The sequence below is a fragment of the Salana multivorans genome (assembly GCF_003751805.1).
In the GTDB taxonomy this organism is placed as follows: domain Bacteria; phylum Actinomycetota; class Actinomycetes; order Actinomycetales; family Beutenbergiaceae; genus Salana; species Salana multivorans.
This window is the reverse complement of the sequence record NZ_RKHQ01000002.1, coordinates 21,287-33,768: the sequence shown is the minus strand read 5'-3', so window position 1 is coordinate 33,768 and position 12,482 is coordinate 21,287. Positions and strand designations below refer to the sequence as shown.

The window sequence follows — 12,482 nt, the reverse complement described above, 5'->3', positions numbered from 1 at the left end:
GTCAGGCTCCTGTCGGGGCGGTCGTGCTGAGCGTGCTGGTCGTGCCGGTGGCGGCGAGGCTCGCATCGAGCGAGGCGCCGGGGATCGCGGCGATGAGCTCGCGGGTGTAGTCGGCGCGCGGGCGCTCGAAGATCTCGCTCGTGCTGCCCTGCTCGACCACGCGGCCGCCTCGCAGCACCGTGATCGAGTCGGCGATCTGCCGGACGACGGCGAGGTCGTGGGAGATGACGAGATAGGTCATCCCGCGCTCGCGCTGGAGGTCGTCGAGCAGTCGGAGGATGCCGGCCTGGACGGTGACGTCGAGCGCGCTCGTCGCCTCGTCGAGGATGAGCACCTCGGGGTGCAGCACGATGGCGCGCGCGATCGCGACGCGTTGACGCTGTCCACCCGAGAGCTCCCGCGGCCTCCGCGCGTGCAGCTCGGCCGGGAGAGCGACGCGCTCGAGCGCCTTGACGGCGTGGTCGTGTCGCTCGGCGGCCGAGCCGAGGCCGAAGTTCGTCAGCGGCTCCTCGACGGCCTGGAGGATGCTCTGTCGCGGGTCCAGCGAGGCGAACGGGTTCTGGTAGACGAGCTGGACGCTGCGGCGCAGCTCGCGCCGACCCGCCGCGGACAGGGACCGGACGTCGCGCCCCAGCAGCGTCACCGAGCCGCCGGCGGCCCGCTGGAAGGCCGCGACCGCGCGCGCCGTCGTCGTCTTCCCCGAGCCCGACTCCCCCACCAGCGCGTGCGTCGTCCCCCGCGGGACGTCGAACGAGACGCCGTCGACGGCGCGGAACGCCGGCCGGCCGCGGCCGACGAGCCGCGCGAAGACGCCCGGGCCGCCGAACTCGACGGTGAGGTCCCGCACGGACAGGGCGGGCGGGGCCGCGCCGTCGGACGCCTCGGCCGCGCCGCCCCCGACCGCCGGGACCGCGGCCCGGTGGATCGGGGTGGCGAGCGTCGGGGCGTCGGCGAGCAGGCGGCGGGTGTACTCCGAGCTGGGCGCCGCCAGGACCCGCGCCGCCGGCCCGTCCTCCTGGACCCGGCCGTCGCGCAGCACGAGGATCCGGTCGGCGTGGTCGGCCGCGAGCGCGAGGTCGTGCGTCACCAGGAGGATGCCCGTGCCCTGCTCGCGGCGCAGGTCGTCCAGGAGCGCGAGGATGCGGCGCTGGACGGTGACGTCGAGCGCGCTGGTCGGCTCGTCCGCGATGAGCAGGCCCGGCCCGAGCGCGATCGCGCCCGCGATGAGGACGCGCTGCTTCATCCCGCCCGACAGCTCGTGCGGGTACTGGCGGGCCCGGCGCTCGGGGTCGTCGATGCCGACGCGCTCGAGCAGCTCGAGCACGCGCGGCCGCACCAGCCGTCGAGGAACCGAACCCCGCGCCCCGGCGTGGATGCGGAACGCCTCGGCGATCGAGTCGCCGATCCGCTTGGTCGGGTCGAGCGAGGCGCCGGGGTCCTGCGGGACGAGCCCGACCCGGGCACCGCGAAGCTGGCGCCAGCGGCGACGGGAGGCGCGCGTGACGTCCTCGCCGTCGAGCGCGATGCGCCCCGAGAGCACCTGGCCACCCGGGGGCAGCAGGTCGATCGCCGCCTGGGCCGTCGTGGTCTTGCCGGACCCCGACTCCCCCACGAGCGCGACGACCTCGCCGGGCGCGACCGCGAACGAGACGCCGTGCGTGACGGCCCGGGGGGCGCCACCGGCGCTCGCGTACCCGACCGAGAGGTCCGTGACCTCGAGCAGGTTCGTGCCGACGGTGCTCATGCCTCGCTCCTGCGCGCGATCCAGACCGACACGCGGTTCGCGGCCAGCACGGTGAGGACGACGACGATGCCGGGCAGCGTCGTCAGCCACCAGGCGGTGGCGAGGTAGTTGCGTCCCTCGGCGATGAGCAGCCCCCACTCGGGCGTCGGCGGCGGGGCGCCGTAGCCGAGGAAGCCGAGCGTCGAGATCGCGAGGATCGCCGTGCCGAACTGGAGTGCCGCGAGCGCGAGGACCGCGGTGAGCGAGTTCGGCAGGACGTGCCGCAGGAGCACCTGCCACCACCGCCCGCCGCTGCCGAACGCCGCCTCGACGTACTCGGTGCGCCGGACCCGGACGACCTCGCTGCGCGAGAGCCGCGCGAAGGCCGCGACGGACGTGACACCGACCGCGATCGCGACCGACGTCGTGCCGAACCCCAGCAGGATGATGACCGACAGCGACAGCAGGAGGGCCGGGATCGCGAGCAGGACGTCGACGACGCGCATGAGCGCCTCGTCGAGGATCCCGCCGATCGTCCCGGCCAGGACGCCGATGGCCGTGCCGGCGACGAGGCCGACCGTCACCGCCACGGCACCGCCGAGCAGGCTGTAGCGCGCGCCGTAGACCACGCGGGTGAACAGGTCGCGACCGGTCGTGTCGGTGCCGAACCAGTGCGCGGGGCTCGGGCCGGCGAGCTTCTCGCTCGGCACGCCGGCGTAGGGGTCGGCGTGGCCGAACAGCGCGGGCAGGAGCGCCCAGGCGACCACGAGCCCGAGGAGGGCGAACGAGGCGACCACGGTGAGCGCGGGCAGCCGGCGGCGACGCCGGCCCGGCGCGCCGCCGGCGGCGACGCCCCCGACCGTGCCGGCCGCACCGGCGGCGTCGCCGGCCTCGACGGGGTCGACCCCCGCCTCCTCGGCGAGCACGGCCGAGGGGCCGGGAGCGAGCGAGAGATCCGTTGACATGGCGGGCTCCTCAGGCTGCGGCCCGGCGGCGCAGCCGCGGGTCGACGATCGGGGCGAGCAGGTCGACGCCGAGGTTGACGACGACGAAGGCGGCGGCCGCGAGGACGACGATCGCCTGGAGCACGGGCACGTCCTGGGTGGCGAGGGCGTCCGCCGTGATCCGGCCGATGCCGTAGCGGGCGAACACGGTCTCCGTGACGACGGCACCGCCGATCAGCTCGCCGAGCAGGACGCCGGCGATGGTGAGCGCCGGCACGGCGGCGTTGCGCAGCACGTTGTTCGCCAGGAGCCAGCCCTCGGACGCCCCCTTGGCCCGCACGACGCCGACGAACGGCGCCGCGCGCGCCGTGTCGATCGAGCGGAGCAGGATCTGGGCGAGCGGGGCGCTGATCGGGACGGCGAGCGTGAGCACCGGAAGGATCAGCCCCTCGAGCGGGCCCGGCCGGATCACGGAGATCCAGCCGAGCCGGAACGAGAAGATCTGGACCAGCACGATCCCGAGCCAGAACACGGGCACCGAGACGAACAGCGACGGCAGCGAGCGGATGGCGCCGGCCAGCCAGGACCACGGCAGGAGCGTCGCCGCGACGGCGAGCGCGACCGCAAGGACCGTCGCGGTGAGCAGGCCGAGGACGGCCAGCAGCACCGTCGAGCCGATCGCCTCGCCGATCAGGACGCGGACGGGAGCACCCGTCGCCGCCGAGAAGCCGAAGTCCCCCTGGACCGCGCCGGCCAGGGCGTGGCCGTACTGGGTGAGCAGCCCGGCGTCGGCCCCGTAGGACTCCCGGATGGTCGCGATCTGCTCCGGGGAGAGCCCCAGCTCGGGGCTCTCGAACCGGATCATCACGGCGTCCCCCGGGAGCGCCTGGAGCAGGAGGAAGGCCAGGGTGAACGCGGCGAGCAGGACCCCCAGGGCGCTCGCGACGCGGCCGGCGACGTAGCTCATCTCTCGACCGGTTCCCTCAGCCCTCGAGCCAGGTCGAGTAGAAGATCGGACGCGCGATCGAGTCCCAGCCGAAGCCGTGGACGTAGTTCTGCGCGCCGTAGACCTGCGGCTCCTCGAACAGCGGGATGACGTAGGCCTGCTCGACGAGGTAGTCCTGGGCCGCCTTGCTCGCCTCGAGCCGCGCGGCCGGGTCGGCCGTGGAGGAGACGACCTCGAGGAGGCGGTCCAGCTCGGCGTCGGTCGAGAGGAGCGAGTTGCGGTTCTGCGAGTGGTACTGGCTCTTGATGACGTCGAGGTCCGAGCGGGCGACCATCGAGTGGTAGAGCTGCACCTGGTCGGGGTCGACGATCGCCTCAGCGAACGTCCCGGCGTCGGCGGCGAGGATCTTGAGCTCGACGCCGATCTTCGCGAGCTGCTGCGCGACGAGGGTCAGCGTGTCCTTGGAGAGCGGCTGCGGCTTGGCCTCGGACGCGACGAGCGAGAGCCGCTGGCCGTCCTTGGTCCTGATGCCGTCGGTGGCGCCGTCCAGCGTCCAGCCGGCCTCGTCGAGGAGCTCGGCCGCGTGCTCGGGGTCGTAGGCGAGCCGGTCGGACTCGTCGACGTAGCCGAGGGCGGTGTGGGAGAGCACGCCGGTCGCGGCCGGGTAGTTCTCGGTGAAGATCGTGTCGACGACCTCCTGCGCGTCGACGCCGGCGACGAGCGCCTGGCGGACCTTGAGGTCGCTGAGGATCGGGTTGGTGAACCGCAGCGAGAGGGAGTTGTTGACGCCCTGGGTCTGCGGGGCGAAGAGCTGGAGCCCGGCGCCCGTGACCTGCTGCTCGTCGTACGCCTGGACGTAGCGGACGAGGTCGGCCTGGCCGGAGGTGAGCGCCCCGACGCGGACCGCGTCCTCCGGCGTCACCGTGAACCGGACGGCGTCGAGGTAGGCGCGGCCCTGGTGCTCGAGCGACGGCGGCGCCCAGTCGTAGTCCTCGCGCGCCTCGAGCAGCAGCTCCGTCCCGACCGTCTCGTCGGCGACGACGAACGGGCCGGTGCCGACGACCTGCGTCGCGTTGCCCGGGGCGAAGAAGTCGACGTCGCCGTCGAGGGTCGCCTCGGACAGGATGCCCGCGCCGTTGGCGCTGGTCGCCTGGAGGAAGCCCGGCGCGGGGGCGGAGAAGCTGAACGTGACGGTGTCCTCGTCGACGACGGTCGAGCCGGCGTAGTTGTTGATCTGCTCGGAGACCGGGAAGCCGCGCTCGGCGTCACCGAGGCCGTAGAGGTCGAAGTTCTTGGCGACGACCTCGGCCGTCAGCTGCGTCCCGTCGGAGAAGGTGACGCCCGGGCGCAGGTCGAAGGTGTACTCCGTCGCGTCCTCGTTGACCGTCCAGTCGGTGGCGAGCCACGGCTCCAGCTCGAGCGTCACCGGGTCCTGGTAGACGAGCCGGTCGGTGATGTTCGCGATGATGCCGCCGTTCGGGTAGAAGCCCGACTGCGGCGGGTAGAGGGTCGTGAACGGCTGGTACTCGAGGTAGAGCAGCTCTCCCCCGGTCTGGACGTCGCCGGCCGGCGTCGCGTCCGTCCCGCTCGAGCCGGTGGCGGCGTCGGTGGTCGAGTCGGCGGTGCCGCCCCCGGAGCCCGAGGCGCAGCCCGCGAGCATGACGGCGGCGACGGCGAACGAGACGATGCCAGCTGCGGGTCGGTGGGCGATGCGAGACATGCGGGTGCTCCGTCGGTGTTGAGGGACCTCGGCCGGTGCCGAGTGCCTCGACGGTACGAGGAGTCACACCCTGGTTGCTGGGACAACCGATAAGTCTTGCAATGCGAGACAGTTGCTCTGATTATGTGGTCCGGCTCACACGAGGGCGGGCGCTCGCGGGTCAGGCGTCGGCGCGCACCCACAGGTGGTCCGACTGCCCGATACCGGCGGGCTCCTGGCGGGGCACCCGCACCATGGGGTGGCTCGCCGTCGTCGCGGTCGCGACGCCGTGCGTCGTCGCTGCGGCGGCGACGGCGTCCCGGAAGCGCTCCCAGTCGCGCACGCCCTGCGGGACCGTGACCGACTCGTGCGTCCGGACGACCGCGAGGCGGCAGCCCGTCTCGGTCGGGTCGAGACGCACGACGATGTCGGCCGGGTAGAGCACCTCGCGGTGCCACTCCAGCTCCCCCGCCCGGCGCCACTTCTTCATCGTGTCGGCGACCTCGGTGACGAGTCGCGCCGCCGCGGCCGGGTCCGCCGCGACGTCGAGCGAGACGGCGAGCTGCTCGAGCGCCTGCACCGTCCGGTTCGCGAGGCGTCGCCGGCCCAGCTCGTCCCCCTTCGCGTTCGCCATGCGCTTGAGCACCGAGCCGGCGACCGGCAGGGCGATGACGAGGAGCAGGATGAGCAGGTACTTCACGTTGTCCATCGGCGAGCCGGGCCTTCCGGGGCGAGAGCGCTGGTCGAACCGACGAGGCTAGCGGAGGAGGCGCTGCGGCCACCAGAACCGCTCGCGGAGGACGAACGCGAGCGCCGGCACGAGCATCGTGCGCACGACGAGCGTGTCCAGGAGCACCCCGACGCAGACCACGACGCCGAGCTGCGCCAGGACGACGAGCGGGAGGACGCCGAGGGTGGCGAAGACGGCGGCGAGCAGGATGCCGGCGCTCGTGATGACGCCGCCCGTCGCGCCGAGCGCCCGGAGCATCCCCAGCCGGGGACCGTGCTCCCGCGTCTCCTCCCTCGCCCGCGTCACGAGGAAGATGTTGTAGTCGACCCCCAGCGCCACGAGGAACAGGAACGCCAGGAGGGGCACCCCCTCGTCCAGCGCCGCGAACCCGAGCAACCCGGTGAAGATCCACCACGAGGCCCCGACGGCGGCGAAGTACGTCCCCACCACGGTGAGCACGAGCAGGACCGGCGCGACGACGGCCCGCAGGAGCAGGGTGAGCGCCACGAGGACGACGACGAGGATGATCGGCACGATGAGCTCGCGGTCGCGAGCAGCGGCCGCCGTGCCGTCCATGGTCTGCGCCTCGGGGCCGCCGACGTAGGTCTCCGGCAGGTCGGCGAGGGCCGCGCGCAGGTCGACGACGGCGGCGCGGCTCCCCTCGCTGCCCTCGGCCGCGTCGAGGACCACCTGGAGCTGGGTGACGCCGTCGGCCGCCGCTGCGGGACGGACCGACGCCACGCCGTCGACGGCCTCCGCCGCCGCGACGACGCGCTCGGCGTCCTGCGTCGTGACGATGGTCGTGGGGTTGGCCGTCCCGGCCGGGAAGGACTCGACGATCCGCTCGCTCGCCGCGATCGCCTCGGGCTTGGTGAGGAACTGGTCGGCGGTGTCGAGACCGAGGCGCAGGCCGAGACCGGGCGTCGCGAGCACGCCGAGCGCGACGACGACGGCGAGCCCGACCGGGATCGGCCGCCGGGCGACGACCTCGCCGACCCGTCGCCACACCGACCGGCTCTGCGCCGCCGTGCTCTCCCCCACCCGCGGCTCGCGCGGCCAGAAGACGCCGCGCGGGAGCAGGACGAGCGCGCTGGGCAGGCAGCCGAGCACGAACAGCGCGGCGACGACGATCCCGACGGCGCAGGCGAGCCCCAGCCCGCGCGTCGTCGGCACGAGCGAGAGGAGCAGCGCGAGGACGCCGACGACGACGGTGCCGGCGCTCGCCGTCACCGGCTCGACCGTGCGCCGCACCGCGACCCGCATGGCCTCGCGCCGGTCCTCCCGGACGCGCAGCTCGTCCCGGTAGCGGGAGATGAGCAGGAGGGCGTAGTTCGTCCCGGCGCCGAACACGAGGACGGACAGGATGCCGACCGTCGACTCGTTCCAGGCGACGTCGACCAGCGCCAGCAACCGGGTCGCGAGCCGCGCCGCGGTCTGGTCGGCGATGCCGACGACGAGGAGCGGGACGATCCACACGACCGGGCTGCGATAGGTCACGACGAGGAGGACGGCCACGACGAGCGCCGTCACCGCGAGCAGCCGTACGTTCGCGCCGTCGAACACCGCGGCCAGGTCCGCCTCGATCCCCGCCGGACCGGTCACCTGCGCGACCACGCCGTCGGGAAGCTGCGTCGCGAGCTCCTGACGCAGGTCGGAGACCTCCGCCGCCACCTCGGACGCGCTCGCGGCCTGGAGCGTGAGGATGCCGAGGGCTGCCGTTCCGTCCTCCGACGGGACGAGCACCGGCTCCTCGTCGCCGCTCAGGTCCGCCACGACGCGACCGAGCTCGCCGAGCTGCTCCTGGCTGAGCGCGACACCGTCGTCGGCCGGACCGGTGGAGAACACGACGATCGCGGTCGACGTGCCGGCGTCGGGCAGCCGCTCCGCGAGTTCGACCGCGGCGGTGGAGTCGTAGCCGGCCGGGAGCTGGTCGGTCGGGAGCCGGTCGCGGTGCCCATCGCCGAGGGCACCGATGACGGCGAGGCCGAGGAGCAGCGGCACCAGGGCGACCACCCAGGCGGTCCCGCGGCCGGTCGCGAGGGCCAGCCACCGGCTAGCGATCGGATTGGTGCCGGGGGTGCGGTGTGCCACGGTTGCTCCAGGTGACGAGTGGTCGACGGCGTACGATTGCTTGATGAACTTGTAACTAAGTAGGTGAACTATATGACGGGATCCCCCGATCTCTCCACCCCGGGCGCCTGGCGCCAGACGGAGTCCCTGCGCCTGCTGCGTCAGGTCATGGGGCTCTCGGGCGAGGTGCGGAGCACCGTCGCGGCGCGCGCCGCCATGTCCCCGACCGAGCTGCACACGCTCGAGCACATCGCGGCCGGCGAGCTGGCGGATGACGGCGGATCGATCGGCCCGGCGGAGATCGCCCGCCTGCTGAACGTGTCGACGGCGGCCTCCACGGGGATCGTCGACCGGTTGGAGGCGAAGGGTCATGTCCAGCGCCGGCGCCACCTCACCGACCGGCGCCGCACCGAGGTGGTCCTGACGCCGAGCGCGCGCGAGGAGGTCCTGCACCACCTCGGACCGATGTTCCGGGGCATCGGCCTGGCGGACGCGCGTCTCACGGACGCCGAGCGCGACGTGGTGGTCCGCTACCTCCGGGCGGCGCTCGAGGCCGCCGAGTCGGTGCTGCACCCCGAGCCGGGGAACGCGTCCGCGCCCGGGCCCGAGCCGGGGACGGCCGCCGGGACCGGCACCGGCCCGACCCTTCCGGACGGCCCGGTCCCGCCGTACCGTTGACGGGATGAAGTTCGGATTCGTCGGCGCCTTCGGCACGCCGAGCCAGCAGGTCCACCTCGCCCGCGCGACCGAGGCCGGCGGCTGGGACGGCTTCTTCACCTGGGACGCCGTCTCGCTCGGGCCCGACCCGGTCTGGGACCCGTTCGCGCTGCTGGCCGCCGCGGCCACCGCGACCGAGCGGATCACCCTCGGCGCCCTCGTCCTCGCCGTGCCGCGCCGCCAGCCGTGGGAGCTGGCGCGGCAGGCGCTCACCGTCGACCACCTGTCGGGCGGGCGGCTGGTGCTCCCGGTCGGCGTCGGGGTGCTGGAGGATCGCGCGTACTCCGGCGTGACGGGCCGCGGCAGCACCCCCGCGTCGCTCCGGGACCGGGCCGGGCTGCTGGACGAGACGCTCGCGATCCTCGACCTCGCGGCCACCGGCGAGCCGTTCGACCACGAGGGCCAGCACTACCGGATCGAGCGGATGCTCGTCTCTCCGCCGCCGCTCCGGCGCCCGCGGATCCCCGTGTGGCCGGTCGGCGTGTGGCCGGCTCCTCGCTCGATGGCGCGGGCGGCGCGGTGGGACGGGATCGTGGTCCAGCTCCGGGGCGAGCGCGCGATGGAGGACCCGACCCCCGAGGACGTCGCCGCGCTCGTGGCCCGCCTCACCGAGCTGCGGGGAGGACCGGAGGCGATGGCGGGGTTCGACGTCGTCATCCAGGGCCGGTTCGCGGGCGAGGACCCCGACGCGAGCGCCGAGCGCGCCGCCGGCTACGCGGCGGCCGGTGCCACCTGGTGGATCGACGGGCACTGGGACGGGCCGGACTCCTGGTACGAGCGCCAGGTCGAGCTGGTCGAGGCCGGGCCGCCGCGCCCGGCCGGCTGAGTCGGCAGCTGGCGGAGCGGGCCGGCCGAGCCGGGACTACGGCGCCGGGTCCGCCGCGGGCGCGTCACCGGCGAAGACGCCGTCCGGACCGATCAGCCAGAACGGGTTCCAGGCCAGCTCCCACAGGTGGCCGTCGGGGTCGGCGACGTAGCAGCTCCGCCCGCCCCAGTCCGTCGGCCGCGGCGGCGTGACCCCCAGCGCCCCGGCGGCGAGCGCCGCGGCGTAGGCGCGGTCGACGTCGTCGGCCGTCTCGACGTTGCGCGCGAGCGCGACCGAGCCCGAGCCGGGGACCAGGTCGTCACGACCCGTGTCGGCCGCGAGCCCGGCGCGCGCGAAGAGGCACAGCACCTGGCCGGCGAGATGGACGAACGCGACCTCGTCGTGCACCTCGTCCGCCGCCCAGCCCAGCGCGCGGTAGAACGCGAGGGATCGTCCGACGTCCTCGACCCCCAGCGTCACCGCGGTGATCGAACGGGGCCAGGTCACGGGTGCGTCGCTCATCCCGCGACCGTAACCGCGAGGTCCGACATCGAGGCGGTCGGGCGCGCGGCGGGATGCCGCGACGGCGAGCCGAACCGGGTCAGCCGACTCGGCATCGGCCGCGCCCGGCTCAGGCGGGCTGGTCGGCGGGACGCGCGGCCTCGATGTCCTGCTTCGGCAGGGTCTTGGCCGGGAGCGTCCTGGGGCGCCAGGACTCGCGCCGGGCCTCGAACGCCGTGATCTCGTCGGCGTGCTGGAGCGTGAGGCCGATGTCGTCGAGGCCCTCCATGAGGCGCCAGCGCGTGTAGTCGTCGATCTGGAACGGGACCGTGACGTCGCCGGCCGTCGCCGTCTTGTTGACGAGATCGACCGTCACCTCGGTGCCGGGCTCGTTCTCCAGGATCTTCCAGAGGAGCTCGATGTCCTCCTGCTCGACGATGCCGGCCACGAGGCCCTGCTTGCCGGAGTTGCCGCGGAAGATGTCGGCGAACCGCGAGGCGAGCACGACCCGGAACCCGTAGTCCTTGAGCGCCCACACGGCGTGCTCGCGCGAGGAGCCGGTGCCGAAGTCGGGGCCGGCCACCAGCACCGTGCCGGAGCGGTAGGCGTCCTGGTTGAGGACGAACGACGGGTCACCGCGCCACGCGGCGAACAGCGCGTCCTCGAAGCCGGTCCGCGTCACCCGCTTGAGGTAGACGGCGGGGATGATCTGGTCGGTGTCGACGTTGCTGCGACGCAGCGGGACCCCGATGCCGGTGTGAACGGTGAACTTCTCCATGACTGGTCCTTCTCGTTCTTCTCGGTGCCGGCCGTCAGACCTGGACGAGGACGGTGGGGTCGAGCGGCGCGAGCGGCGAGCCGTCGAACGTCGTGAGGTCGGTGCCGTCCGGCAGGTCGAGGTCGGACAGCGACGAGAGCGTGCCGCGGATCGCCGTGGCCGCCGCGACGAGCGGGGAGACGAGGTGCGTCCGCCCGCCCTTGCCCTGGCGGCCCTCGAAGTTGCGGTTCGACGTCGACGCCGAGCGCTCCCCCGGGGCGAGCTGGTCCGGGTTCATGCCGAGGCACATGGAGCAGCCGGCGTTGCGCCACTCGGCTCCGAAGCTCTTGAAGATGAGGTCGAGGCCCTCGGCCTCGGCCTGCAGCCGTACGCGCGCCGAGGCCGGCACGACGAGCACACGCACGTTGTCCGCCTTCCGGCGCCCCTGGATGACCTTCGCGATCGAGCGCAGGTCCTCGATGCGGCCGTTGGTGCAGGAGCCCATGAAGACCGTGTCGACCGGGATCTCGCGCAGCGGCTGACCCGGCGTCAGGCCCATGTACTCGATGGCGCGCTCGGCGGCGATCCGCTCGTTCTCGTCGGCGATCTCCTCGGGCACCGGGATGCTGGCGCTGATCGGGAGGCCCTGGCCGGGGTTGGTCCCCCACGTGACGAACGGCTCGAGGTCGCTCGCCCGCAGCTCGACCTCGGTGTCGAAGACGGCGTCGTCGTCCGTGCGCAGCGTCGTCCAGTACTCGACCGCGGCGTCCCAGTCCTCGCCCTCCGGCGCGTGCGGACGGCCCTTGATGTAGTCGAAGGTGGTCTGGTCCGGCGCGATCATGCCGGCGCGCGCGCCGGCCTCGATCGACATGTTGCAGATCGTCATCCGCGCCTCCATCGAGAGCTTCTCGATGGCCTCGCCGCGGTACTCGAGGACGTAGCCCTGACCGCCGCCGGTCCCGATCTTCGCGATGATCGCGAGGATGATGTCCTTGCTCGTCGTGCCGGGGGGCAGGTCGCCGACGACGTTGATCGCCATCGTCCTGAACGGCGCCAGCGGCAGGGTCTGCGTCGCGAGGACGTGCTCGACCTCGCTCGTGCCGATGCCGAACGCCAGGCCGCCGAACGCGCCGTGCGTCGAGGTGTGCGAGTCGCCGCAGACGACCGTGAGGCCGGGCATGGTGAGGCCGAGCTGCGGCCCGACCTGGTGGACGATGCCCTGGTCCGCGTCGCCGAGGGAGTGGATCCGGACGCCGAACTCGCGGGCGTTGGTGCGCAGCGTGTCGATCTGCGTGCGGCTCGTCAGGTCGGCGATCGGCAGGTCGATGTCGAGCGTCGGGGTGTTGTGGTCCTCGGTCGCGAGCGTGAGGTCCGGCCGGCGCACGGGGCGCCCGGCGAGCCGGAGCCCCTCGAAGGCCTGGGGGCTCGTCACCTCGTGGCAGAGGTGGAGGTCGATGTAGAGGAGGTCGGGGGCGCCGTTCTCGCCCTTGCGGACGATGTGCGCGTCCCAGACCTTCTCAGCGAGAGTCTTGCCCATGGTTCCTGCCACCTCGTGATGCGGGTTACGTTCTCGGCGGTCGGGCCGCATGT

General features: G+C 73.6%; 11 protein-coding genes. 2 read left to right on the top strand and 9 right to left on the bottom strand.

Features of this window, described 5'->3' with window-relative positions; translation table 11 throughout:
• Position 1: 1 nt before the first annotated feature.
• The 6 genes from EDD28_RS12385 to EDD28_RS12360 all read right to left on the bottom strand — a co-directional run bounded on the left by EDD28_RS12385 (position 2) and on the right by EDD28_RS12360 (position 8,133).
• The gene (locus EDD28_RS12385; RefSeq protein WP_123740117.1) at positions 2–1,744 is read right to left on the bottom strand and encodes a dipeptide ABC transporter ATP-binding protein; all 1,743 of its coding nucleotides are present in this window, start codon (positions 1,742–1,744) and stop codon (positions 2–4) included.
• Positions 1,741–2,688, bottom strand: coding sequence for an ABC transporter permease (locus EDD28_RS12380; protein ID WP_123740116.1), 948 nt, complete (start codon positions 2,686–2,688; stop codon positions 1,741–1,743). The genes EDD28_RS12385 and EDD28_RS12380 overlap by 4 nt, the downstream gene beginning before the upstream one ends.
• 10 nt (positions 2,689–2,698) lie before the next feature.
• Positions 2,699–3,634, bottom strand: a complete 936-nt coding sequence (locus EDD28_RS12375) for an ABC transporter permease (protein WP_123740115.1) — start codon at positions 3,632–3,634, stop codon at positions 2,699–2,701.
• Between the two features lie 16 nt (positions 3,635–3,650).
• On the bottom strand, positions 3,651–5,333 hold the full coding sequence (locus EDD28_RS12370; RefSeq protein WP_123740114.1) for a TIGR04028 family ABC transporter substrate-binding protein: 1,683 nt from the start codon (positions 5,331–5,333) through the stop codon (positions 3,651–3,653).
• 160 nt (positions 5,334–5,493) lie between these two features.
• Positions 5,494–6,021, bottom strand: a complete 528-nt coding sequence (locus EDD28_RS12365) for a hypothetical protein (protein ID WP_123740113.1) — start codon at positions 6,019–6,021, stop codon at positions 5,494–5,496.
• Between the two features lie 48 nt (positions 6,022–6,069).
• The gene (locus EDD28_RS12360) at positions 6,070–8,133 is read right to left on the bottom strand and encodes an MMPL family transporter (RefSeq protein WP_245968068.1); all 2,064 of its coding nucleotides are present in this window, start codon (positions 8,131–8,133) and stop codon (positions 6,070–6,072) included.
• Between the two features lie 72 nt (positions 8,134–8,205).
• Between EDD28_RS12360 and EDD28_RS12355 the strand changes: the two genes are divergently transcribed.
• Positions 8,206–8,790, top strand: coding sequence for a MarR family winged helix-turn-helix transcriptional regulator (locus tag EDD28_RS12355; RefSeq protein WP_123740112.1), 585 nt, complete (start codon positions 8,206–8,208; stop codon positions 8,788–8,790).
• 4 nt (positions 8,791–8,794) lie between these two features.
• Positions 8,795–9,655, top strand: coding sequence for an LLM class flavin-dependent oxidoreductase (locus tag EDD28_RS12350; RefSeq protein ID WP_123740111.1), 861 nt, complete (start codon positions 8,795–8,797; stop codon positions 9,653–9,655).
• 36 nt (positions 9,656–9,691) lie between these two features.
• Here the strand turns inward: EDD28_RS12350 and EDD28_RS12345 are convergent, their stop codons facing one another.
• From EDD28_RS12345 to leuC, 3 genes are all read right to left on the bottom strand, one after another.
• On the bottom strand, positions 9,692–10,156 hold the full coding sequence (locus EDD28_RS12345; protein ID WP_123740110.1) for a VOC family protein: 465 nt from the start codon (positions 10,154–10,156) through the stop codon (positions 9,692–9,694).
• A 109-nt stretch (positions 10,157–10,265) separates the two neighbouring features.
• Positions 10,266–10,913, bottom strand: a complete 648-nt coding sequence (leuD, locus tag EDD28_RS12340) for a 3-isopropylmalate dehydratase small subunit (RefSeq protein ID WP_123740109.1) — start codon at positions 10,911–10,913, stop codon at positions 10,266–10,268.
• A 34-nt stretch (positions 10,914–10,947) separates the two neighbouring features.
• Complete coding sequence (gene leuC, locus EDD28_RS12335; protein WP_123740108.1) at positions 10,948–12,429, bottom strand: 3-isopropylmalate dehydratase large subunit; 1,482 nt, start codon at positions 12,427–12,429, stop codon at positions 10,948–10,950.
• Between the last annotated feature and the right edge of the window lie 53 nt (positions 12,430–12,482).

Coding starts and splice junctions, on each gene's coding strand:
- EDD28_RS12385 (WP_123740117.1), bottom strand. CDS start 1,744: ATGAGCACCGTCGGCACGAACCTGCTCGAGGTCACGGACCTCTCGGTC.
- EDD28_RS12380 (WP_123740116.1), bottom strand. CDS start 2,688: ATGTCAACGGATCTCTCGCTCGCTCCCGGCCCCTCGGCCGTGCTCGCC.
- EDD28_RS12375 (WP_123740115.1), bottom strand. CDS start 3,634: ATGAGCTACGTCGCCGGCCGCGTCGCGAGCGCCCTGGGGGTCCTGCTC.
- EDD28_RS12370 (WP_123740114.1), bottom strand. CDS start 5,333: ATGTCTCGCATCGCCCACCGACCCGCAGCTGGCATCGTCTCGTTCGCC.
- EDD28_RS12365 (WP_123740113.1), bottom strand. CDS start 6,021: ATGGACAACGTGAAGTACCTGCTCATCCTGCTCCTCGTCATCGCCCTG.
- EDD28_RS12355 (WP_123740112.1), top strand. CDS start 8,206: ATGACGGGATCCCCCGATCTCTCCACCCCGGGCGCCTGGCGCCAGACG.
- EDD28_RS12350 (WP_123740111.1), top strand. CDS start 8,795: ATGAAGTTCGGATTCGTCGGCGCCTTCGGCACGCCGAGCCAGCAGGTC.
- EDD28_RS12345 (WP_123740110.1), bottom strand. CDS start 10,156: ATGAGCGACGCACCCGTGACCTGGCCCCGTTCGATCACCGCGGTGACG.
- leuD (WP_123740109.1), bottom strand. CDS start 10,913: ATGGAGAAGTTCACCGTTCACACCGGCATCGGGGTCCCGCTGCGTCGC.
- leuC (WP_123740108.1), bottom strand. CDS start 12,429: ATGGGCAAGACTCTCGCTGAGAAGGTCTGGGACGCGCACATCGTCCGC.